The 22,583-nt window shown below is 70.0% G+C and carries 20 protein-coding genes and 1 pseudogene; 12 read left to right on the top strand and 9 right to left on the bottom strand.

Annotated elements, in window-relative coordinates:
• Window positions 1-75: 75 nt before the first annotated feature.
• Both V4F39_RS23185 and V4F39_RS23180 read right to left on the bottom strand, forming a co-directional pair.
• A complete protein-coding gene (locus V4F39_RS23185; protein ID WP_332292428.1) occupies window positions 76-960 on the bottom strand; it encodes a pirin family protein in 885 nt (294 codons plus the stop codon).
• A gap of 37 nt (window positions 961-997) precedes the next feature.
• Window positions 998-1,612, bottom strand: coding sequence for an FMN-dependent NADH-azoreductase (locus V4F39_RS23180; RefSeq protein ID WP_332292427.1), 615 nt, complete (start codon window positions 1,610-1,612; stop codon window positions 998-1,000).
• Window positions 1,613-1,718: 106 nt separating this feature from the next.
• Here V4F39_RS23180 and V4F39_RS23175 point away from each other — a divergent pair, with 106 nt between their 5' ends.
• The 4 genes from V4F39_RS23175 to prsT all read left to right on the top strand — a co-directional run bounded on the left by V4F39_RS23175 (window position 1,719) and on the right by prsT (window position 7,904).
• A complete protein-coding gene (locus V4F39_RS23175; protein WP_332292426.1) occupies window positions 1,719-2,678 on the top strand; it encodes a LysR family transcriptional regulator in 960 nt (319 codons plus the stop codon).
• A gap of 97 nt (window positions 2,679-2,775) precedes the next feature.
• Window positions 2,776-4,068: an ergothioneine biosynthesis protein EgtB gene (egtB, locus tag V4F39_RS23170; protein ID WP_332292532.1), complete on the top strand. Its 1,293-nt coding sequence runs from the start codon at window positions 2,776-2,778 to the stop codon at window positions 4,066-4,068.
• Between the two features lie 10 nt (window positions 4,069-4,078).
• On the top strand, window positions 4,079-5,071 hold the full coding sequence (gene egtD, locus V4F39_RS23165; RefSeq protein WP_378235116.1) for an L-histidine N(alpha)-methyltransferase: 993 nt from the start codon (window positions 4,079-4,081) through the stop codon (window positions 5,069-5,071).
• Between the two features lie 58 nt (window positions 5,072-5,129).
• Window positions 5,130-7,904 (top strand): XrtA/PEP-CTERM system TPR-repeat protein PrsT, encoded by a 2,775-nt coding sequence (gene prsT / locus V4F39_RS23160; protein ID WP_332292425.1) that lies wholly within the window; start codon window positions 5,130-5,132, stop codon window positions 7,902-7,904.
• Between the two features lie 27 nt (window positions 7,905-7,931).
• Here prsT and V4F39_RS23155 read toward each other — a convergent pair whose 3' ends face one another.
• Window positions 7,932-8,399 (bottom strand): winged helix-turn-helix transcriptional regulator, encoded by a 468-nt coding sequence (locus tag V4F39_RS23155; RefSeq protein WP_332292424.1) that lies wholly within the window; start codon window positions 8,397-8,399, stop codon window positions 7,932-7,934.
• A 137-nt stretch (window positions 8,400-8,536) separates the two neighbouring features.
• On the opposite strand from V4F39_RS23155, the gene V4F39_RS23150 reads away from it, so the two are divergent.
• Complete coding sequence (locus V4F39_RS23150) at window positions 8,537-9,829, top strand: D-amino acid dehydrogenase (RefSeq protein WP_332292422.1); 1,293 nt, start codon at window positions 8,537-8,539, stop codon at window positions 9,827-9,829.
• On the opposite strand, the gene V4F39_RS23145 is transcribed toward V4F39_RS23150, so the two are convergent.
• Both V4F39_RS23145 and V4F39_RS23140 read right to left on the bottom strand, forming a co-directional pair.
• Window positions 9,826-10,353 carry a hypothetical protein gene (locus V4F39_RS23145; RefSeq protein ID WP_332292421.1) on the bottom strand — a complete coding sequence of 176 codons (528 nt, stop codon included), beginning with the start codon at window positions 10,351-10,353 and terminating at the stop codon, window positions 9,826-9,828. The two genes, V4F39_RS23150 and V4F39_RS23145, sit on opposite strands and share 4 nt — an antisense overlap.
• Window positions 10,354-10,414: 61 nt before the next feature.
• Window positions 10,415-11,671 carry a DEAD/DEAH box helicase gene (locus V4F39_RS23140; protein ID WP_332292530.1) on the bottom strand — a complete coding sequence of 419 codons (1,257 nt, stop codon included), beginning with the start codon at window positions 11,669-11,671 and terminating at the stop codon, window positions 10,415-10,417.
• 264 nt (window positions 11,672-11,935) lie between these two features.
• Here V4F39_RS23140 and V4F39_RS23135 point away from each other — a divergent pair, with 264 nt between their 5' ends.
• The gene (locus tag V4F39_RS23135; protein ID WP_332292528.1) at window positions 11,936-12,385 is read left to right on the top strand and encodes a carboxymuconolactone decarboxylase family protein; all 450 of its coding nucleotides are present in this window, start codon (window positions 11,936-11,938) and stop codon (window positions 12,383-12,385) included.
• Window positions 12,386-12,466: 81 nt separating this feature from the next.
• Here V4F39_RS23135 and V4F39_RS23130 read toward each other — a convergent pair.
• Window positions 12,467-12,658: pseudogene (locus V4F39_RS23130) on the bottom strand (hypothetical protein); the annotation flags it as partial.
• Between V4F39_RS23130 and V4F39_RS27245 the strand changes: the two are divergent.
• Window positions 12,649-12,807, top strand: a complete 159-nt coding sequence (locus V4F39_RS27245) for a hypothetical protein (RefSeq protein ID WP_378235114.1) — start codon at window positions 12,649-12,651, stop codon at window positions 12,805-12,807. The pseudogene V4F39_RS23130 and the gene V4F39_RS27245 sit on opposite strands and share 10 nt — an antisense overlap.
• A 28-nt stretch (window positions 12,808-12,835) precedes the next feature.
• Here the strand turns inward: V4F39_RS27245 and gyrB are convergent, their stop codons facing one another.
• The 3 genes from gyrB to dnaA form a co-directional block, all read right to left on the bottom strand.
• Window positions 12,836-15,322 carry a DNA topoisomerase (ATP-hydrolyzing) subunit B gene (gene gyrB / locus V4F39_RS23125; protein WP_332292420.1) on the bottom strand — a complete coding sequence of 829 codons (2,487 nt, stop codon included), beginning with the start codon at window positions 15,320-15,322 and terminating at the stop codon, window positions 12,836-12,838.
• Window positions 15,323-15,416: 94 nt separating this feature from the next.
• Window positions 15,417-16,547 (bottom strand): DNA polymerase III subunit beta, encoded by a 1,131-nt coding sequence (gene dnaN, locus V4F39_RS23120; protein WP_332292419.1) that lies wholly within the window; start codon window positions 16,545-16,547, stop codon window positions 15,417-15,419.
• A 225-nt stretch (window positions 16,548-16,772) separates the two neighbouring features.
• Window positions 16,773-18,188, bottom strand: coding sequence for a chromosomal replication initiator protein DnaA (gene dnaA, locus V4F39_RS23115; RefSeq protein ID WP_332292417.1), 1,416 nt, complete (start codon window positions 18,186-18,188; stop codon window positions 16,773-16,775).
• A gap of 336 nt (window positions 18,189-18,524) precedes the next feature.
• Here dnaA and rpmH point away from each other — a divergent pair, with 336 nt between their 5' ends.
• Genes rpmH through mnmE form a run of 5 tightly spaced genes read left to right on the top strand, consistent with a single transcriptional unit; the run spans window position 18,525 to window position 22,539 of the window.
• Window positions 18,525-18,659: a 50S ribosomal protein L34 gene (gene rpmH, locus V4F39_RS23110; RefSeq protein ID WP_332292416.1), complete on the top strand. Its 135-nt coding sequence runs from the start codon at window positions 18,525-18,527 to the stop codon at window positions 18,657-18,659.
• A gap of 26 nt (window positions 18,660-18,685) precedes the next feature.
• Window positions 18,686-19,180, top strand: a complete 495-nt coding sequence (rnpA, locus tag V4F39_RS23105) for a ribonuclease P protein component (protein WP_332292415.1) — start codon at window positions 18,686-18,688, stop codon at window positions 19,178-19,180.
• Entirely contained in the window at window positions 19,181-19,492 is a 312-nt protein-coding gene (gene yidD, locus V4F39_RS23100; protein ID WP_378235113.1) for a membrane protein insertion efficiency factor YidD, read from the top strand.
• A complete protein-coding gene (gene yidC / locus V4F39_RS23095) occupies window positions 19,489-21,147 on the top strand; it encodes a membrane protein insertase YidC (protein WP_332292414.1) in 1,659 nt (552 codons plus the stop codon). The genes yidD and yidC overlap by 4 nt, the downstream gene beginning before the upstream one ends.
• A 12-nt stretch (window positions 21,148-21,159) precedes the next feature.
• Window positions 21,160-22,539, top strand: coding sequence for a tRNA uridine-5-carboxymethylaminomethyl(34) synthesis GTPase MnmE (gene mnmE, locus V4F39_RS23090; RefSeq protein WP_332292413.1), 1,380 nt, complete (start codon window positions 21,160-21,162; stop codon window positions 22,537-22,539).
• Window positions 22,540-22,583 lie beyond the last annotated feature (44 nt).

The following is a 22,583-nucleotide window of genomic DNA, read 5'->3' as shown; positions in this document are numbered from 1 at the left end:
TGCTCGCCCGGTCCGGCGCAAGCCCGTGTCGGACAACGCCGCGCGGCGTTGCACGCCACGGGCGCGATGCAGGGCTCAGGCCAGGCGGCCGGCGCGGAAGTCTTCCACCGCCTGGAAGATCTCGTCGTTGCTGTTCATGACGAACGGGCCGTACTGGGCGATCGGCTCGTTGAGGGGCCGGCCGGCGATCAGCAGCGCGCGCGTCGCCTCGTCGCCCGCCTGCAGCACCACGCCGTCGCTGCCGGGCGTGTTCGCGAGGATCGCCATCCGCTGCACCGGCACGGCCGTGGCGCCGATGCGCAGGCTGCCGCGGTACACGTAGACAAACGCGTTGTGCTCGCTCGGCAGGCGTTGCGCGAAGGTGGCGCCGGGCGCGAGGTGCAGGTCGAGGTAAAGCGGCAGCGTGTCGCTGCGCTGCACCGCGCCGCGCACGCCGTGGCTTTCGCCGGCGATCACGCGCGCCCGGACGCCGCCGCGCTCGAACTCGGGGATCTCCGCGCTCGGGATGTCACGGTACGCCGGGTCGCGCAGCTTGTCCTTGGCCGGCAGGTTCAGCCACAGCTGGAACCCTTCCATGCGCCCGTCCTGCTGCTCCGGCAGCTCGCTATGGATCACGCCGCGGCCGGCCGTCATCCACTGCACGCCACCGTCGCCCAGCAAGCCTTCGTGGCCGGCGCTGTCACGGTGGCGCAGGCGGCCGGCGATCATGTAGGTCACCGTCTCGAAGCCGCGATGCGGGTGATCGGGAAACCCGGCGATGTAGTCGTCGGGGTCGTCGGTGCCGAACGCGTCGAGCATCAGGTAGGGATCGAGCCGGCGCTGCAGCGGCTGCGTCAGCACACGGGTCAGCTTGACGCCGGCGCCGTCGCTGGTCGGGGTGCCGGCGACCAGCCGCTCCACCGTGCGCGCGTGCGCGACGTCGTGCGTGCGGTCGTCCCGGTCGAGAAGGGCTGAGGTCATGGCAGGAACTCCTGGTGGGGGTGGGGTGCGGGCGGTCTCAGGCCGCGACCGCCGTGTCTTCGAGCAGGCCGGCGATCTGCGAGCGGGCGGCCGCCAGCGCGGCGGCCTCGGCCTCGGGGCCCATCGCGATGCCTTCCGCGTAGATGAAGCTGACGTCGGTCATGCCCAGGAAGGCCAGCACCGTGCGCAGGTACGGCACCTGGGTGTCGGAAGGCTGGTCGCGGTAGACGCCACCGCGGGTCAGCACGACGTAGACCTTCTTGTTCTTCAGCAGGCCTTCGGGGCCGTTGGCCGTGTACTGGAAGGTCACGCGGGCGCGGGCGATGGCGTCGATCCAGTTCTTCAGCTGCGCGGGAATCGCGAAGTTGTACATCGGCACGCCCAGCACCACCACGTCGGCGGCCTGGATCTCGGCGATCAGGGTGTCGTCCAGCGCCACGCGAGCGGCCTGCTCGGCGCTGCGCTGCTCGGCGGGGGTGAACAGGGCGCCCAGCGCGGCTTCGTCCAGCACCGGGTGGGGCTGCGTGGTCAGGTCGCGCAGCACGACGCGGGCGCCGCCGTTCGCGGCCGCGACACGGTCGACGAGTTCGGCGGCCAGCTTCGAGGAGTGGGCGGCCTGGCGGGCGCTGGAATTGACTTGCAGGATGTTCATGGAGAGGCTCCGGGGGTAAGAGGTTGCCGCAAAGTGCGTGGGGGTGCAGTCAATGTATTGGCCCGAATGCCGTACCACTAGAGGTCCATCCGGATAACATCGTTCCATGAGCGCAACAATCAGCCCGAGCCTGCACGCCGACGACCTGTTGCTGTTCGCTCGGGTGGCCGACAGCGGCAGCTTCAGCCGCGCGGCCGAACGCGTGCGCCTGCCGAAGTCGACCGTCTCCCGCCGCATCGCCGAGCTGGAGCGCCGGCTCGGCGAGCGGCTGCTGCAGCGCACGACGCGCAAGCTGGTGATCACCGAGTTCGGCCAGGGCGTGCTCGACCACGCGCGTGCCATCGCCGAAGAGGTCGACGGCACGCTGGCGCTGGCCCTGCACCGCCAGGCCCTGCCCAGCGGGACGCTGCGGGTGTCGATGCCGGCGGACTTCGCCAACGTGGTGATGGCCGAGATGCTGGGCGAGTTCATCCAGCGGCACCGCGCGATCACCCTGCAGCTCGACCTCTCGCCGCGCCGCGTCGACCTCATCGGCGAGAGCTTCGACCTCGCCGTGCGCATGGGCGAGCTGTCCGACGACAGCCAGCTCGCCGCGCGGCAGCTCGCGGTCTTCAGCACGGGCCTGTACGCGGCGCCCTCGTACCTGAGCGCCCACGGCGATCCGCAGTCGCCCGAGGTGCTGTCGTCGCTGGACGGGCTGCTGATCCTCTCCCGGGCGGGCGAACCGATGCCGTGGGCGCTGACCCGCACCGCCGCCGACGGCAGCCAGCAGCAATGGCAGGGCGTGCCGCAGCGGCGCACCGTCGCCAACCTGCCCGACCTGCTGATGCGCCTGGCCTGCGCGGGCGCCGGCATCACCGCCATCGGCGACTTCATGGCCGAGGACGCGGTGCGCCGCGGCGCACTGGTTCGCGTGCTGCCCGACTGGTGCCTGCCCGCCAGCACCGCGTGGGCCGTGTTTCCCGGCCGGCGACTGATGCCGGCCAAGACCCGCGTGTTCATCGACGCGCTGGCCGCGCGGCTGCGCACCTGCGACGAGGCGGGCAAGTTCTCGCCGCCCGCCTGACCGCCGGCCCTGGGCATGCGCGTTGCCTCGTTCCGCCCACCCCCCCACCGTGGAGACCGCCGTGCCGACGCCGCCCCACCCTGAAAACCCTGCCGCCCTGGGCGCCACGGCCGCCGCTGTACCTGCGGCCGCCGAGCTGGCGCGCCGCTACGCCGCCGTGCGTCGCCATTCCCTTGCGCTGGCCGAGCCGCTGTCGCCCGAAGACCAGTGCGTGCAGTCGATGCCGGACGCCAGCCCGACCAAGTGGCACCTGGCCCACACCACCTGGTTCTTCGAGACCCTGGTGCTGCAGCCCGACGCGCCCGGCTACCGCCCCGTCGACCCGCGTTATGGGTACCTCTTCAATTCCTACTACGAAGCCCTCGGACCGCGGCACCCGCGCCCCCAGCGCGGCCTGCTGACCCGGCCCACGCAGGCCGAGGTGCTGCGCTACCGCCAGGCGGTCGACGAGGCCATGCTCGCCTTCCTGCCGCACGCGGGGCCCGGCGCGCTGCAGGCGGTCGAGCTGGGGCTGCACCACGAACAGCAGCACCAGGAGCTGATGCTCACCGACCTGAAGCACCTGCTGTCGGCCAACCCGCTGCACCCGGCCTACCTGCCGGCGCCGCCTGCTGCGGCGCGGCCGGCGGCCCCGCAGGCCTCCGCCCTGCGCTGGCTGGCCTTCGACGGCGCACGCGCCGACATCGGCCATCCCGTGCACGATGGCTTCGCCTTCGACAACGAGGGCCCCCGCCATGCCGTGCTGCTGCACCCGTTCGAACTGGCGAGCCGGCCGGTGAGCTGCGGCGAGTACCTCCAGTTTGTTCGGGACGGGGGCTACCGCGATCCACGCTGGTGGCTGTCCGACGGCTGGGCGGCCGCGCAAACGGCGGGCTGGCTCGCACCGCCGGGCTGGCACGAGGTGGAGACCGCCCAGCCCCAGGTCTTCACGCTGTTCGGCCTGCAGCCGCTGCAGCCCGCCGAGCCGGTGTGCCACCTGAGCTTCTACGAAGCGGCGGCCTACGCGGCCTGGGCCGGGGCACGCCTGCCGACCGAGTTCGAGTGGGAGCATGCGATGCGCCATGCCGGCGCCGTGCTGCGCCGCACCGGCGGCGGCGACCTGCACCCGCATCCGCGCGCGCCCGGCGCGGCCGGGGACGCCGGCGCGTTCGAGGGCTTGCACGAGGTCTGGGAGTGGACACGTTCCGCCTACGATCCCTATCCCGGCTTCCGGCCGCTGGGCGGTGCGGCCAGCGAATACAACGGCAAGTTCATGGTCGGCCAGCTCGTGCTGCGCGGCGCGAGCTGTGCCACGCCGCCGGGCCACGCCCGCCTGAGCTACCGCAACTTCTTTCCGCCGGCCGCGCGCTGGCAGTTCAGCGGGCTGCGGCTCGCCCGAGACCTCGGATGAAGGAGTACCGATGGCCTATGTAGACCTGGATCCCTGTCTGTCGACCACCCCGCCGGCCACGGCCGCGGACGCGCCGGCGTGCGACTTCCACCGTGCGATGCGGCTCGCGCTGGCCGAGCGGCCGCACCGCATCGCCCCGAAGTTCTTCTACGACGCCGCCGGCTCGGCGCTGTTCGACCGCATCTGCGAGCTGCCGGAGTACTACCCGACGCGCACCGAGCTGGCACTGCTCGGCCGCCACGCGGGCGAGATGGCGGCGCTGATCGGCCCGCAGGCCGACGTCGTCGAGTTCGGCGCCGGCTCCGCGACGAAGATCCGGCTGCTGCTGTCGGCGCTGGACCGCCCGCGCCGCTTCGTGCCGATCGACATCTCCGCCGAGCACCTGCATGCAGCCGCCCGGGCACTGCAGCGCGACCACCCCGGCCTGGCCGTGCAGCCGCTGGCCGCCGACTTCACGAAGCCGTTCACGCTGCCGGCGCCGGCCGGCCCCGCCGGTGCGCGGCGGGTTGGCTTCTTCCCGGGCTCGTCGATCGGCAACTTCGCGCACGGCGAGGCGCTCACCTTCCTGCGCCAGGCGGCCATGCTCCTGCGCGGCGGGGGGCTGCTCGTGGGCGTCGACCTGGTGAAGGACCCCTCGGTGCTGCACGCCGCGTACAACGACGCCGCCGGCGTCACCGCCGCCTTCAACCGCAACCTGCTCGTGCGCGCCAACCACGAACTGGGCACCGACTTCGACCCGGCGCAGTTCGCGCACTACGCGTTCTACGAGCCGCGGCTGCAGCGCATCGAGATGCACCTCGTCAGCCGCCGCGCGCAAACCGTCCGCCTGGCCGGCGAACCGTTCGTGCTCGCGGAGGGCGAGACGCTGCACACCGAGAACTCGCACAAGTTCACAGTCGACGGCTTCCGGCGGCTCGCACGGCAGGCGGGCTTCGAGCCGGGCCCGGTGTGGTGCGACGAGCGCCAGCACTTCAGCGTGCACTGGCTGCAGGCGCCGCGTTGAACGTCTCGGGGGCTGCGTACCATCCGCGCTCGGCAATCCGACAGAGTGGGTGGTGTAGGTGGCCTCTGTTTCCCGTCCCTTGCTGGCCGCGGCGATCGCATCGGCCGTCTGGCTGGCGGCCTGCACCCGCGATCCCGCGCCGCAGGCGCTGATCGCTTCGGCGCGCGCCTACCTCGCGGCGCACGAGCCAGGGGCGGCCGTCATCCAGCTGAAGAACGCGCTGCAGCAGCAGCCCGACGATGCCGAGGCCCGTTTTCTCCTCGGGCGGGCCTCCCTGGAGATCGGCGACGCGGTGGCTGCCGGCGCGCAGCTGCGCCGCGCGATCGACCTCGGCCACCCGGCGGCACAGGCGGTGCCACTGCTGGCCCAGGCCCAGCTGGCCGAGGGTAAGTGGAAGGAAGTGATCCGCGAGCATGCCGGCACGGCCTTGCCGGAGGCCGCGGCGACGGCCGCGCTGAAGGCCCTGGTGGCCACCGCCTACCGCGCCGCCGGCCGCCCCGACCAGGCGCAGGCCACGATCGGCGAGGCGCTCGCGGCCGACCCCGCCTCGGTGCCCGCCCAGCTTGTCCAGGCCCGTCTGCTGGCCGGCGGACCGCGCCACGGCGAGGCGCTGGCGATCGTGGAACGGCTCACGCGCAGTGCGCCGGACGACGCCGACGTGTGGCGCCAGCAGGGCGACCTGCAGTGGCACGGCCAGGGCGAACTGGCGGCCGCCGCCGAGGCCTACCGCCGTGCGCTGGCGATCCGGCCCGGCCATGTGCAGGCGCAGGCGGCGCTGGCCGGCCTGCTGCTGGCCCTCGGGGATCTCGCCGCCGCAGCCGCCGAGGCCGACGCCTTGCGCAAGCTGCCGGGGCAGCGCACGACCGCGACGTTCTTCGACGCGCAGCGGGCCTTCCAGGCCGGCGACAAGGCCGGGGCCTACGAGCGGGTGCGCGAGGTGCTGAAGGCCGCGCCAGACAGCCCGTCCGCGCTGCAGCTGGCCGGCGCGATCGAGCTCGGCAACCGCCAGTTGCTGGCCGCCGAGCGATCGCTGACCAAGGCACTGCAGCGCGCGCCGGACCTGGTGCTGGCCCGGCAGCTGCTCGCGCAGACGTACCTGCGGTCCGGGCAGCCTGAGAAGGCGCTGGCGACCTTGTCCCCGCTGCTCGCGGCCGCGCAGCCGGGCAGCGCTTCGCTGTCGCTCGCCGGCGAGGCGCACCTGCAGGCCGGCGCGCCCGAGAAGGCGGAGGCGGCGTTCCGGCAGGCCCTGGCGGCCGACCCCGGCAGCACGCGCACCCGTACGGCGCTGGCCTGGCTGCAATGGGAGAAGGACCCTTCGGACGCGGCGCTCGGGCAGCTGCGTTCGGTGGCCGCCGGCGACGACGGCACGCTGGCCGACATGGCGCTGATCGCCGCGCACCTGCGGGCAGGCCAGGTCGCGCGCGCGCTGGACGCCATCGGCCGGCTCGAGGCGAAGCAGCCCGACCGGCCCGACGGCGCCTACCTGCGCGGCACCGTGCTGCTGCGTCAGCGCGACGCGGCGGGCGCACGCGCGTCGTTCGAGCGGGCGCTGGCTATCGACGCCGCCTACATGCCGGCCGTGAGCCGGCTCGCCGCGCTCGACATGGCCGAAGGCCGGGCGGACCAGGCGCTGTCGCGGTTCGACACGGTGCTGGCCGCCGATCCCGGCAGCGTGCAGGCGCTGCTCGGCCTCTCGGCGCTGCGCGAGCGCACGGGCGCGCCGCCGGCGCAGGTCGCCGCCCCGCTGCTCGAAGCGGTGAGGCGCCATCCGGGCGACGTGCAGGCACGGCTGCGCCTCGTCGAGCACCACCTAGCCCGCCAGGAGCACACCCTCGCGCTGGACGCCGCGCAGCAGGCCGTGGGCGCCGTGGCCGACAGCGAGGAACTGCTCGACGCGCTGGGCCGCGCGCAGATGGCCGCCGGAGACACCGAGCAGGCGGCCGCCACGTTCGGCAAGCTGGCGAGCCTCGCGCCGCAGACGCCCCAGCCGCACCTGCGCCTGGCCGCGGTGAACCTGTCGCGTGGGCAGGCGGGCACGGCCGCCCGGCATCTGCGCAACGCCCTGGAGATTGCGCCGGATTTCCTGCCCGCCCAGCAGATGCTGATGGGCCTGGAACTGCGGGAGAAGCGCTACGCCCAGGCGCTCGACGTCGCGCGCACGGTGCAGCGCCAGCGGCCGCAGGATCTGTCCGGCTTCTTGTGGGAAGCCGATATCCAGGCCGCGCGCAGCGACGCGGCCGGCGCCGCCGCCCTCTACCGTGGCCTGCTCGAGCGCTTCGACCGCGCCGAAGCGGCGGTGCGCCTGCACGCGGCGCTGCTCGAAGCGCGGCGGCCGAAGGACGCCGAAGCGCTGGCGCACGCGTGGCAGGCGCGGCATCCGGACGATGCGGCCTTCGCGCTGCACCTCGGCGATGCCGCCCTCGCCCGCGACGACCTGCCTGCGGCGGCCGCGCACTTCACGCGGGCCGTGCAGCGCCAGCCCGGCCATGCGGGCGCATGGAACAACCTCGCCTGGGTGACCGCCCGCCAGGGCCGGCCGGGCGCCGTGGCACATGCGCGCAAGGCGGTCGCGCTGCAGCCCGGCACGCCGGCGCTGCTGGACACCCTCGCCTTCTCGCTGGCCGGCGAGCGGCAGTTCGACGAGGCGATCGCCGTCCAGAAGGAGGCGCTGGCGCTGGCACCCGGCGATGCCGCGCTGCGCCTGGGCCTGGCGAAGCTGCTGGTGCGGGCCGGCCACCGCGAGCCCGCCCGCGCCGAGTTGCAGGCGCTCGCCGCGCTGGGCGACCGGTTCGGGCAGCAACCCGAAGTGCAGCGGCTGCTGGCCGGCCTCTGACAGCGGCGCTGGGCCGGACCGCGCCACTCAGCGGTCCACCGCCAGCACCAGCGTCTCCTTGACCTCCTCCATCACGACGTAGCTGTGCGATTCGGCCGGCACGGGCAGCTTCTTCAGGATGTCGCCCAGCAGGTGCCGGTACTCCCCCATGCCGCGCAGGCGTGCCTTCACGAGGTAGTCGAAGCTGCCCGAGACGAGGTGGCACTCCAGCACCTCCGGCATGTGCGTGAGCTCGTTGCGCACCTTCTCGAAGACCTCCGGCGACTTGGCCGAGAGCTTGATCTCGACGAACACCAGCAGCGTCTTACCGACCGCCTCCGGCGACACCCGGGCGTGGTAGCCGGTGATCACGCCGTCCCGTTCGAGCCGCTTGACGCGGTCCGAGCACGGCGAGGTGGACAGGCCGACCTGCGTGGCCAGCTCGGTGATCGAGATGCGGCCCTGGCGCTGCAAGATGTCGAGGATCTTGCGGTCTGTCCTGTCGAGGGCGGTCATTTTGCTGTCGGAGGATTGCAGCCCGGGATGAGGCCAGTTGATTTTGCTGTTGGCACCCAGAAAAACAAGCAAATCTCCTGAGTCTCCGGTTCTAGATTCGAGGCTTCAGCGTTCCAACTTCCTCAGCGGCGGCAACCATGAAAGTCCTCGTTCTCGGCGGCGGCGTGATCGGCACCACCACGGCCTACTACCTGGCGCGCGCCGGCGCCGAGGTGACCGTGCTCGATCGCGAGGACGCCCCTGCGCAGGAAACCAGCTTCGCCAATGCCGGCCAGGTGTCGCCGGGCTATTCCACGCCGTGGGCGGCACCCGGCATCCCGCTGAAGGCGCTGAAGTGGATGTTCCAAAAGCATGCGCCGCTGGCCATCCGCCCCGACGGCACGCTCTTCCAGCTGCGCTGGATGGCGCAGATGCTGCGCAACTGCTCGGCCGAGCGGTACGCGATCAACAAGGAACGCATGATGCGCGTGGCCGAGTACAGCCGCGACTGCCTGCGTGCGCTGCGCGCCGAGACGGGCCTGCAGTACGAGCAGCGCACCGGCGGCACGCTGCAGCTCTTCCGCACGCAGGCGCAGCTCGACGCGGTGGCGCGCGACATCGCCGTGCTGGAAGAGTGCGGCGTCCCCTACGAACTGCTGGGCCGCGACGACCTCGCCCGGGCCGAGCCGGCGCTGGCGCGTGCCCGCGACCGCCTGGCGGGCGGGCTGCGGCTGCCGAACGACGAAACCGGCGACTGCCACCTGTTCACACGCGGACTGGCCGAGGTGGCGCGTGGCCTGGGCGTCGATTTCCGGTTCGGCCAGGGGGTGCAGGAACTGCGCACCGAACACGGCCGCATCACCGGCGTGCGCGTCGGCGGCCAGTGGCTCACGGCCGACCGCTACGTGCTCGCCTTCGGCAGCTACTCGCGCCCGGCGCTGAAGGCGCTGGGGCTGGACATTCCCGTCTATCCGCTCAAGGGCTACTCGTTGACCGTGCCGCTGGTGGATCCGTCGCTGGCGCCGCAGTCCACGGTGCTGGACGAGACCTACAAGATCGCCGTCACCCGCTTCGACAACCGCATCCGCGTCGGCGGCATGGCGGAGATCGGCGGCTTCGACCTGCGGCTGGACCCGCGCCGCCGCGCGACGCTGGAGATGGTGGTGGGCGACCTCTTCCCTGCCGGCAACCTGCGGGAAGCGACGTTCTGGACCGGCCTGCGGCCGATGACGCCGGACGGCACCCCGATCCTCGGGCCCACGCCGATCGCCAACCTCTACCTGAACACCGGCCACGGCACGCTGGGCTGGACCATGGCCTGCGGCTCGGGCCGCATCGTCGCCGACATGGTGACGGGCCGCCGGCCCGAGATCCGCACCGACGGCCTCGCGATGGACCGGTACGAGCGCGCGCCCAGGCACCTCGGCCGGCCGGCGGCCGCCACCGCCTAGCGCCCCAGCAGCCCCCGCCGCTCGTCCACGTCGCACAGCGGGTCGGGGCCGAAGCTCGTGTCCTCGACGAGGCCCGCGGGCGTGATGCCCACGTGGAAGAGCTGGCAGAAGGGCGTCTCGTAGCGGTACGACCAGACCGTCTGGTTGTGGTACCGCACGCCCCACACCCGCGCCGGCCGCCCCAGCGTCTCACGCAGCTGCGCTGCGGTCATGCCGGGCTGGATGGTGGCGAAGACCGCTTCGGTGAGCACCTGCTCGGCCTTCACCAGCTTCTCCTGGGGGTCGAAGTCGAGCATGTAGGTGTGCTTGCCATAGGGGCCGCGCGCGAACTCCAGCCGCCGGCCGCCGTCGACCAGCACGTATTCGCCGGTGGGCTGCCCCATCTGCTGCAGGGCCGCCTGCATGTCGTCGCCCGGCCGCAGGCCGCCCGGGCCGTAGCCGGTCGCGCAGGCGGCGAGCAGGGCCGCTGCGGCGGCCAGCGTGGCGCCGATCGGTGCACGGCTGAAGAACCTGTCGAGACCCATGACTGCCTCCTGAGACGGACCGCCATCATGGCACCGGCCGGCCACCCCCGTCCGCCGGCGCTCAGCCGCCGCCCTGGGCCGCCGCCTCGCGCAGCTTGTCCTTCTTGCTCTTGCGGCGGCCCTTGACGCCGCCGGTGGCGTCCGCCAGGGGCGGCGTCGTGTCGGCGACGGCCGCTTCCGTGGGCTCGAAGCCGGCGATCTGCTCCCGCGCCACCCTGAGCTGCTGGCGTTTTTCGATCAACCGGAAATGCGCTTCGGTCGCGGCACTGACGAAGCTGATCGCCATGCCTTCCTGGCCTGCCCGGCCCGTGCGGCCGATGCGATGCACGTAGTCCACGGCGGCGCGGGGCAGGTCGTAGTTCACGACCAGGGGCAGGCCGGCGATGTGGAGGCCGCGCGCCGCCAGGTCGGTCGCGACCAGCACGCGCAAGCCGCCGGCCTTGAACGCGGCCAGTGCGTCGGTGCGGGCGCCCTGGCTCAGCTCGCCATGCAAGGGCGCGGCGGCCAGCCCCGCCTTGGACAGCTTGTGCGCGACGAGCTCGGTGGTGTAGCGGCTGCCGGCGAAGACCAGCGCCTGCCGCACGTTGCCCTGCTCAATCAGATGGCGCAGCAGCTGGGTGCGACGGCCGGGATCGACGGCGATCGCCCGCTGGACGATGGCGGGCTGCTGCGCAGGCGGCATCGGCTCGGCCTTCAGCCGCGCAGGCTGCCGCAGCACGCCGTTGGCCAACGCCTCGACCGCCGGCGGGAACGTGGCCGAGAAGAACAGGTTTTGGCGCCGCGGCGGCAGCAGGGCGAGCAGCCGTTGCAGCTCGTCGGCGAAGCCGAGGTCGAACAGCCGGTCGGCTTCGTCCAGCACCAGGGTCGCGATGCCGGCGAGCCGCAGCGCGTTGTGGTCCACGAGATCGAGCAGCCGGCCGGGCGTGGCGACCACGATGTCGGCGCCGCCGCGCAGGGCCATCATCTGCGGGTTGATCGACACGCCGCCGAACACCGTCACCGTCTTCACCGGCACCTCGAGCGACTGCGCGAAGCCCCGCACCGTCTCGCCGACCTGGGCTGCCAGTTCCCGCGTGGGCACGACGATCAGTGCCCGGAGCTGGCGCGGCGTGGCGCGGTGCGTCGCGAGCAGTTGCTGCAGCACCGGCAGCACGAACGCGGCGGTCTTGCCCGAGCCGGTCTGGGCCTGGCCGAGCACGTCGCCGCCGCGCAGGATCGCCGGGATAGCGGTGGCCTGGATCCCGGTGGGGGCCGCATAGCCGCGCTGCTCGACGGCGTCCAGCAAGGCGGGGCACAGGCCCGTGGAGGCAAAAGACAGCTCGGGGGACATCGGTTCACGCCGCGGGCGCTCCGGCAAAGGGCGCAAGTCTATGCCGATGCACGGGAAGGGGCGCGCCGGGTCATCCAGGAGCCGGCGCAGCCCCGCCAGTCGATGTCTTCGGGTTGCTCGGGAAGGGACAAGACGACGCCGGCTTTTTCTTGCCGAAGCCGTCACAAACGCCTGCCGCCGCCCGTCTTGGAGGTGATGGCCCCGGCCTGTCCCGGGCCCTCACCTCCTCTACACATGAAAGGAAAGCAACGCATGCAGCGCGCAAATTGGTTCGCCGTCTCGCCTGAAGGCGCAAAGGCCGTGGGCGGCCTCCACCACTTCGTCACGACCGGAACGAGCCTGCCGAGCCTCCTGGTCCACCTCGTCTTTCTCCGTGTCTCGCAGCTCAATGGCTGTGCGCACTGCATCGACATCCACACGCGGGATCTCATCAAGGAAGGCATGTCGGTCGAAAAGATCGTGCTGGTCCCCGTGTGGCACGAAGCCGCCTACCTGTTCACCGAGCAGGAACGCGCGGCGCTGGCGTGGTCCGAAGAAGTCACCCGCGTCAGCGAAACGCACGCATCCGACGAGGCCTATGCAGCAGCGGCGGCAGTGTTCGGGGAGAAGGACCTGGTGGACCTGACGCTGACCATCGCGGCCATGAACGCCATCAACCGGTTGGGGATCAGCTTCCGCTTGAAGCCACGGGCCAAGGCCTGAGCCGGCGGCGCGCGCACGGCTGGCTCGACCCTCAGCGGCCGTCCGCGCTGACAGCTCCACAGCGGTCGCCCATCAGCCCGCGTGCTGCGCGATGTCCTGCAGTCTGATGAAGCCGAGGTCCGGCATACCGTAGAAACTGTTGGTCAGTCCGGCTCCGCTCAGGTACACGGCCTCGAAGCCCATCGCCTCGATGAGGCGCGCTGCCAGCGCGTTGCCGGCGCCCGGCACGAATCCGGTTTGATGCGATTTCGACGGAGCCGCTCGTGGTGGCAGTCGCGAAGGCACATCGATTCGCCTCGCGCCGGTCGCTGCGACTGCGGGACCTGCGCGACGAGCCGTTCGCTTTCTACCCTCGAACTACGGGCGCCGGTCTTTCACATCCCGCAAAGCAGGCCGCGCTCGAAGGGCGTGCGGCCCGCTGAAGGGTGCTTGCGGAAGTTCGACATCTCATCAGACGTCGATGTTCGCCGCCCTCAGCGCATTGCTCTCGATGAAATCGCGCCGCGGCTCCACCTCGTCGCCCATCAGCATCGTGAAGACGCGATCGGCCTCGATCGCGTCGTCGATCTGCACCCGCAGCAATCGCCGCACGGTCGGGTCCATCGTGGTTTCCCAGAGCTGCTCGGGGTTCATCTCGCCCAGGCCCTTGTAGCGCTGCCGCCCGACGCTGTTCTCCGCCTGCTGCATCAGCCACGCCATCGCAGCGCGGAAATCGCCGACCTTCATCTCCTTCTGGCGCTCGCCCTCGCCGCGCTTGACCACCGCCTCCGGGCCCAGCAGGCCCTTGAAGCGGGTGCCGGCGGCGCTCAGCGCTTCGTAGTCAGCGCCGTGCACGAAGTCGGCGGTGATCACGCTGCTCTTGATGTTGCCGTGGTGGCGCCGGCTGATGCGCAGGTGGTGCTTGTCGGTGCGCTCGTCGTATTCGGCGGCCACCTCCGCGTCATGCAGCGCACCCTTCAGCGCCACCGCGCCGGCCTCGGCGTTCTGCGCGTTGTCGAGGTCGAGCACCAGGCCGTCCGCGATGGCGCGCAGGGCCTCCACGTCCATCCAGTTCGACAACCGCTCGATCACGTTATCGGCCACGACGGCACGCTGCGCGTAGTCGGCGAGTTCCTCGCCGGCGATGGGCGGCTGTCCATTGCCTCGCTCCACCAGCGCCCCGTCGAGCGCCACCTTCATCAGGTAGGTGTCGAGCTCCGCGCCGTCCTTCAGGTACTGCTCCTGCTTGCCGTGCTTGACCTTGTAGAGCGGCGGCTGCGCGATGTAGATGTGGCCGCGCTCGACGAGTTCGGGCATCTGCCGGTAGAAGAACGTCAGCAGCAGCGTGCGGATGTGGGCGCCGTCCACGTCGGCATCGGTCATCACGATGATGCGGTGGTAGCGCAGCTTGTCGGCGTTGAAGTCTTCCGGCCCGATGCCGGTGCCCAGCGCGGTGATGAGCGTGAGGATCTGCTCGCTCGACAGCAGCTTCTCGTAGCGCGCCTTCTCCACGTTCAGGATCTTGCCGCGCAGCGGCAGGATCGCCTGGAACTTGCGGTCGCGCCCCTGCTTGGCCGAGCCGCCCGCCGAGTCGCCCTCGACGATGTAGATCTCGCACAGCGCCGGATCCTTCTCCTGGCAGTCGGCCAGCTTGCCGGGCAGGCCCAGGCCGTCGAGCACGCCCTTGCGGCGCGTCATCTCGCGGGCCTTGCGCGCGGCCTCGCGTGCGCGGGCGGCCTCGACGATCTTGCCGCAGATGATCTTGGCGTCGTTCGGGTTCTCGAGCAGCCAATCACCGAGCAGCCGCCCGACGATGTCTTCCACCGGCGCGCGGACCTCGCTGCTGACGAGCTTGTCCTTGGTCTGGCTGCTGAACTTGGGCTCGGGCACCTTGACGCTGACGACGCAGGCCAGGCCCTCTCGCATGTCGTCGCCCGCCACCTCGACCTTGGCCTTCTTGGCGAGCTCGTTGTCCTCGATGTACTTGTTGATGACCCGTGTCATCGCGGCCCGCAGGCCGGTGAGGTGGGTGCCGCCATCGCGCTGCGGGATGTTGTTGGTGAAGCACAGCACCGATTCGCTGTAGCTGTCGTTCCACTGCATGGCGACCTCGACGCCGATGCTGGTGCCCTGCTCGCTGACCTTGTCGCCCATCGCGTGGAACACGTTGGGGTGCAGGACCTTCTTGCCCTGATTGATGAACTCGACGAAGCCCTTCACGCCGCCGGCGAACGCGAAGTTGTCTTCCTTGGCGTTGCGTTCATCGACCAGCTTGATCTTCACGCCGTTGTTGAGGAAGCTCAGCTCGCGCAGGCGCTTGGCCAGCACGTCGTAGTGGAAGTCGATGTTGGTGAAAATCTCTTCGTCGGGCAGGAAGTGCACCTCGGTGCCGCGCTTGTCCGTCTCGCCGGTGATCCTCATCGGGCTGGTCTCGACGCCGTTGCGCTGCTCGAGCACGCGGTCCTGCGGCACGCCCTTGCGGAACTCCATGTAGTGCACCTTGCCGTCGCGGCGCACCGTCAGCCGCAGCAGCTTGCTGAGCGCGTTGACGCAACTCACGCCCACGCCGTGCAGCCCACCCGAGACCTTGTAGCTGTTCTGGTTGAACTTGCCCCCGGCGTGCAGCTCGGTCAGCGCGATCTCCGCGGCGCTGCGCTTGGGCTCGTGCTTGTCGTCCATCTTCACGCCGGTGGGGATGCCGCGGCCGTTGTCGATGACGCTGATCGAGTTGTCGGAGTGGATCGTGACGATGATGTCGTCGCAGTGCCCCGCCAGCGCCTCGTCGATGGAGTTGTCGACCACCTCGAACACCAGATGGTGCAGGCCGGTGCCGTCGCTGGTGTCGCCGATGTACATGCCCGGCCGCTTGCGCACGGCTTCCAGCCCTTCGAGGATCTGGATGCTGCCTTCGCCGTAGGCGTCGGGCGTGGGGGTCGGGGGGGTGTTCGGGTCGGTCATGGGGCTCACTTCGCAGGCCGGTGGCATCGAGCCGCGGCCTCTTAAGAAACGCTGAAGCGGGCCGGAGCCCGCTTGTCTATGCAAGTGCCGGCGGTCAGATGCGCATCGGCATCACCACGTATTTGAAGCCGGCCTGCTCGGGCACGGTGATGAGCACGCTGGAGTTGGTGTCCTGCAGTTCGAGGCGGATCATGTCCTGGCTCATGTTGGCCAGCGCGTCCATCAGGTAGGTGACGTTGAAGCCGATCTCGATGGTGTCGCCACCGTAGTCGATCTCGAGTTCTTCCTTGGCCTCTTCCTGTTCGGCGTTGCTGGAGGCGATGCGCAGGGTGCCGGGCTCGATATTCACCCGCACGCCCTTGAACTTCTCGCTGGTCAGGATGGCGGCGCGCTGCAGGCTGGCCAGCAGCGGCGCACGGCCCAGCGTGACCGAGTTCTTGTGGTTCTTCGGGATCACGCGGTTGTAGTCGGGGAACTTGCCTTCGACCAGCTTGGTGACGAACTCCATGCCGGAGAAGCTGAACTTGGCCTGGTTTCCGGCGAACCGCATCTCGATCGGGGCGCCCTCGCCTTCCTTGCCGTCGCCCTTGTCGTCCTTCAGCAGGCGCTGCAGTTCGAGCACGGTCTTGCGCGGCAGGATGACTTCCTGCTTCGGGATCTCCGTCTCGAGCGTGGCCTGCGCCAGCGCGAGCCGGTGGCCGTCGGTGGCCACCAGCGTCAGCGTCTGGCCTTCGGCGACGAAGAGGATGCCGTTGAGGTAGTAGCGGATGTCGTGCACCGCCATCGCGAAGTGCACCTGGCCGATCAGCGCCTTGAGCGTCTTCTGGGGCACGCTGAAGGCGGGGCCGAATTCGGCCGTCTCGTTGACCAGCGGGAAGTCGTCGGCCGGCAGCGTCTGCAGCGTGAAGCGGCTCTTGCCGCCCTGCAGCGTCAGCTTGTTCTGGGTGGCGGACAGCGACACGACTTGATCGGCGGGCAGCGTGCGCAGGATGTCGATCAGCTTGCGCGCACCCACGGTGGTGGCGAAGTCGGCAGCGTCGCCGCCGAGCTCCGCACGGGTGCGCACCTGGATCTCGAGGTCGCTGGTCGTGAACTCGATCTCGGGGCCCGTCTTGCGCAGCAGCACGTTGGCCAGGATCGGCAAGGTGTGGCGGCGCTCGACGATGCCGGCCACCGCCTGCAGGGCGCCCAACAATTTTTCCTGCGGAGCTTTCAAGACAATCATGTCTTCCTCTTAACTTGGTAGTTCTAGTAGAGCCGCTGCCGGGCTGTGGAGAACGCGATTTTGGCCTGATCCATCAACGATTTAGCCACTGCGAAAGCCTGTGGGCCGACAGGCCCGGATTTTCGGGCGAGACATACAACAACTCGGCCGATCGGCCGCAGCCTGTGGACAGCTGTCCAGTTGCGCGAAAGTTGTCCACAGACTTGTCACTTGACACCAGGTTGTTCAGCCCTTGAGGGTCTGTTCGAGCACGTGGAGCTGCTGGTTGAGCTCGGTGTTCTTCTGCCGCTCCCCGCCGATCTTGCGCACGGCATGGAGCACGGTGGTGTGGTCCCGGCCGCCGAAGAGCTCGCCGATCTCGGGCAGGCTCTTCTGCGTCATCTCCTTGGCCAGGTACATCGCGATCTGGCGCGGGCGGGCGATCGAGGCCGGCCGCTTCTTGCTGTACATGTCGGCGATCTTGATCTTGTAGAAATCGGCCACCGTCTTCTGGATGTTCTCGACCGACACCTGCCGGTTCTGGATCGACAGCAGGTCCTTCAGCGCCTCGCGCGCAAGGGCGATGTTGATGTCCTTGTGGCTGAAGCGCGAGTACGCCAGCACCTTGCGCAGCGCACCTTCGAGCTCGCGCACGTTGGCGCGCACGTTCTTGGCGATGAAGAAGGCGACGTCCTCGGGCATCGGGGAGGCTTCGGCATCGGCCTTCTTGATCAGGATCGCGACGCGCATCTCGAGCTCGGGCGGCTCGATCGCGACGGTCAAGCCCGCGTCGAAGCGGCTGGTCAGGCGCTCGTCGATGTCGACCAGCCCCTTCGGGTAGGTATCGCTCGTCATGATGATGTGCGAGCGCTTGGCCACGAGCGCCTCGAAGGCGTTGAAGAACTCCTCCTGCGTGCGCTCCTTGCCGGCGAAGAACTGCACGTCGTCGATCAGCAGCAGGTCGAGGCTGTGGTACTTGGCCTTCAGCTCGTCGAAGGTCTTGCGCTGGTAGTTCTTGACGACGTCGGAGATGAACTGCTCGGCGTGCAGGTACAGCACGCGGGCGTCGGGCCGGTCGCGCAGCAGCGCGTTGCCGACGGCGTGGATCAGGTGCGTCTTGCCCAGACCAACGCCGCCGTAGATGAACAGCGGGTTGTACATGTGGCCGGGGGCGCCGGCGACGTGCAGGGCCGCCGTGCGCGCCATCTGGTTGGCGCGGCCGGGGACCAGGGTGTCGAAGGTGAGGGCGGTGTTGAGGCGGTGTACCGAGGCGGCGGGCGCCGGTGGGCGCGGGGTGACCGTGGGCGGCACGGTCAGGACCGCGGCCCCGCCGCTGTTGAGCGCCGCGCTGGCGGCCGTGGGGACACGCAGGCCTTCTCCGGCCGGTCGCACCATCGGGGCTTCCCGCTGCGCGAGCGTGAGTTCGAGGCGCACCGGCTTGCCGGCCAGGTCGGTCAGCACACCCTCGATCCTGCTGGCGTACTGCGAGCGGATCCAGTCCAGCTTGAAGCGGTTGGGCACCCGTACGGCGGCCACGACGCCGGCATCGCCGTCGTCGGTGACGTCAGCGGGCGGCAGGGGCCGGATCCAGGTGTTGAATTGTTGTTCGGGCAACTCGGCGGCCAGTCGTTCGCACCCGCGTTGCCAGAGGTCTGCGCTCATTGTGGAAAAGTCTTCTAAGAGCACCCGGATTCTACCTGTGGACACAACGGGGCGGGACGGGTTATCCACAGTGGTGGACAAATCCCGGCGGCGGCGGGCCGGCAAGGCGCCTGCGTGTGACGCAATTGACCCTGCGCGTGCTTTTTGCTGTAATCGCGGGTTTCCCGGACGCGAGGAGGTCGCGCCGCGCCCCTCGAGCCACGGCCGGCGGGCAAGGCGTGAGCACCGGTTCGGGGCCAGTCCGGCTGGCGACCACCGGGCGCCTGGGCTGGAAAGCGGGCGTCCTACAAGGCAAAGCGCCTGACGCCCCAGGGCATCCACCGAAAGCACCTCACCATGAAGCGTACCTACCAACCGTCCAAGACCCGCCGCGCCCGTACCCACGGCTTCCTCGTGCGCATGAAGACCCGCGGCGGCCGTGCCGTCATCAAGGCACGCCGCGCCAAGGGCCGCAAGCGCCTGGCGACCTAAAGCACCGCGCTGCGACCTGCCGCAGCATGCCGCCGGCCTCGCGCGTGCAGCGTCTCGTGCAAACCGCCGATTTCGAGCGTGTGCTCGGCGCGCCCCAGAGGGCGCGCAGCCCCCATTTCGCGATGCATTTCGTGGCGGACCAGCCGGCTCGGCGGCCCGCCAAGGCTTCGACGACAGTGCCGCCAGCGGCAGAAGGTGCCGGCGCGTCGCGGTTGTCAACAGCCGATGCCGCTGCGGTGGCGCAGGCTGTGGATGACTCACACCATACCGGCCACTGGCTGGGGCTGGTGGTGCCCAAGCGGCATGCGCGCCGCGCCGTGACCCGCACCCTGCTCAAGCGCCAGATCCGGGCGGCGATGGGCGAGCACGCCGCCGATCTGGCGCCGGGCTTGTGGGTCGTGAGGTTGAGGGCTCCCTTCGATGTGCGTCAGTTCCGCAGTGCCGCCTCCGGCGTGCTGCGGGAAGCAGCACGCGCCGAGCTGGACCGAATGATGCGCGCGGCCGCCTCGGCGCTGCGCTGAATGGCCGTGCCTGACTGGCTCACGCTGCTGCCTCGCCGCGCGCTGATGTGGCCGGTGCGTGCCTACCGCCTGTTGCTGAGCCCCTGGATCGGCGGCAGGTGCCTGTTCGAGCCCACGTGCTCGCTCTATGCGCTCCAGGCGCTGGAGAAACACGGTGCCGCCGCGGGCAGCATGCTCGCCGCCGGTCGCCTGCTGCGCTGCCACCCCTGGTGCGAAGCAGGTTGCGACCCGGTGCCCGAGCGGCCTCCTCGCCTGTTCGCTTTCCTGACGGGCGATCGCGTTTCCGATTCCTCCAACAAGACTGCTCCATGACAGATATTCGCCGCACCCTGCTGTGGGTGGTGTTCACGATGTCCCTCGTTCTGCTGTGGGACGCATGGAACAAGCACTCGGGACAACCGTCGATCTTCGGACCGCAGGTATCTCGGCCCGCCCCGGCCGGCTCGGCGCCGGCGTCCGCGGTCGGTGGCGTGCCGGCACCCAGCGCAACCGCCGCTGCCGCGGGGGCCGTGCCCACCGCGCCCGCCGCGGCCACGCCCGTGGGCGAGCAGGTCACGGTGACGACCGACCGCATCAAGGCGGTGCTCGACAGCAAGGGCGGCGAACTGGTCTACATGGAGTTGCTGGGCCAGCTGGACCAGAACGACCCGACGCGCAACGTGGTGCTGTTCGATCGCAGCGCCCAGCGGGTGTACCTGGCGCAGACGGGCCTGATCACCGCGCAGCAGGGCTTGAGCCTGCCCAACCACTTCACCGCGATGTCGGTGCTGCCCGGCCCCCGGACGCTGTCGGAGGGTGCCAACGACGTGCAGGTCAAGTTCGAGTCGCCGTCGACCAACGGGGTCAAGCTGGTCAAGACCTATACCTTCCACCGCGGCCTGTACACGGTGGATGTGTCGCACGAGATCGTCAACGGCTCGGCCCAGCCCATCACCCCCGAGCTGTACCTGCAGCTGGTGCGCGACGGCAACGCGCCGCCCGGGGAATCGTCGTTCTACTCCACCTTCACCGGCCCGGCGGTCTACACCGACGCCAGCAAATTCCGCAAGGTCGAGTTCAAGCACATCGAGAAGAACGACGCCGAGTATGACCGCAAGGCCAACGACGGCTGGATCGCGATGGTGCAGCACTACTACGCCTCGGCGTGGCTGATCAACTCGCAGCAGCCGCGCGAGTTCCGCGCCGAGAAGGTCGGCAACAACCTGTACTCGATCGCGATGGTGCTGCCGCTGGGCGAAATCGCCCCGGGCCAGAGCAAGACCCAGCAGGCCACGCTGTTCGCCGGCCCCCAGGAAGAACACAAGCTCGCCGAACTCGCGCCCGGCCTCGACCTGGTCAAGGACTACGGCTGGTTCCACATCCTGTCGAAGCCGCTGTTCTGGCTGCTGACCAAGCTGCACACCTTCCTCGGCAACTGGGGCTGGGCGATCGTCGCCCTGGTGGTGCTGCTGAAGATCGCCTTCTACTGGCTCAACGCGAGCGCCTACAAGTCGATGGCCAAGATGAAGGCCATCAACCCGAAGATCCAGGAGATGCGCGAGAGGCTGAAGGACAAGCCGCAGCAGATGCAGCAGGAGATGATGCGCATCTACCGCGAGGAGAAGGTCAACCCGCTGGGCAGCTGCCTGCCGATCTTCCTGCAGATGCCGTTCTTCATCGCGCTGTACTGGGTGCTGCTGTCGAGCGTGGAGATGCGCAACGCACCGTGGATCGGCTGGATCACCGACCTGTCGGCCAAGGATCCGTACTTCATCCTGCCGCTGGTGATGACGGCGACCTCGCTGTTCCAGGTGTGGCTGAACCCGACACCGCCGGACCCGATGCAGGCCAAGATGATGTGGATCATGCCGCTGGTGTTCAGCGTGATGTTCTTCTTCTTCCCGGCCGGGCTGGTGTTGTACTGGATCACCAACAACATCCTGACGATCGCCCAGCAGTGGGTCATCAACCGGAAGCTGGGCGTCTGACGCCCCTCGAAGATGCTGGCACGCCAGCATGACCCCATCGTCGCCATCGCCACCGCGCCCGGACGCGGGGCGGTGGGAATCGTCAGGGCCTCCGGCCGCGACCTGCGGCCCCTGATCGAAGCCCTGTGCGGGCGGACGCTGCAGCCGCGCCACGCCACCTACCTCCCGCTGCGCGGCGAGGACGGCCAGCCGATCGACCACGGCCTGGCCATCCACTTTCCGGCGCCGCATTCCTACACCGGCGAGGACGTGCTCGAACTGCAGGCGCATGGCGGGCCGGTCGTCCTGCAACTGCTGCTGGCGCGCTGTCTCGCGGCGGGCCAGGGCCTCGGCCTGCGGTTGGCGGAGCCCGGCGAGTTCACGCAGCGTGCCTTCCTCAACGACAAGCTGGACCTGGCACAGGCCGAAGCCGTCAGCGACCTCATCGACGCCAGCACCGAAGCGGCGGCGCGGTCGGCCAGCCGATCGCTGAGCGGGGCCTTTTCGTCGGAGATCGGCGTCTTGCGCGATCGCATCGTGCAGTTGCGCATGCTCGTGGAGGCCACGCTCGACTTTCCCGAGGAGGAGATCGATTTCCTCGAGAAGGCCGATGCGCTCGGCCAGCTGGCGCGGCTGCTGCAGTCGGTCGACGACGTGCTCGATCGTGCCCGCCAGGGCGCGTTGCTGCGCGAAGGCATCCGGGTCGTGCTGGCCGGCCAGCCCAATGTCGGGAAGAGCTCGCTGCTGAACGCGCTGGCGGGCGCCGAACTGGCGATCGTCACGCCGATCCCCGGCACGACGCGCGACAAGGTCAGCCAGACGATACAGATCGAAGGCGTGCCGTTGCACGTGATCGACACCGCCGGCCTGCGCGAGGCCACCGACGAGGTGGAACGCATCGGCATCGGCCGCAGCTGGAGCGAAATCGAGACGGCCGATGCGGTGATCTTCCTGCATGACCTGACGCGGCTGGGCGAGCCTTCCTACGACGCGGGCGATGCGGACATCGCCGCCCGGCTGGCCGGTGCCGATCCTCGCCAGCACGCCCGCGTGCTGCACGTCTACAACAAGGCGGACGCCGCCGCGGCGCCTGTGCCCGCGCAGGCGCTCGCGATCTCGGCATCGGTCGGGACAGGCCTCGATGCACTGCGGCGCGTGTTGCTGGAGCGCGCCGGATGGCATGCATCACCCGAGGGCGTGTTCATCGCGCGTACGCGCCATGTCGACGCCTTGCGGCGTACCCGTGAGCACCTCCTGCTCGCGCAAGCGCAAGGGCTGTCGCCCGAGCCGGCGCTGGATCTGCTGGCCGAGGAACTGCGGCTCGCGCACAACGCGCTGGGCGAGATCACCGGGGCCTTCAGCGCCGACGACCTCCTCGGAGAAATCTTCAGCCGCTTCTGCATAGGAAAGTGAATCTGCACCTGCGCCGGTTATGTAACATCCTGTTTACATACCCA

This window comes from Aquincola agrisoli (assembly GCF_036621135.1).
GTDB lineage: Bacteria > Pseudomonadota > Gammaproteobacteria > Burkholderiales > Burkholderiaceae_C > Aquincola > Aquincola agrisoli.
The sequence above is the reverse complement of the archived record's forward strand: the minus strand, read 5'-3'. Positions and strand labels throughout refer to the sequence as shown.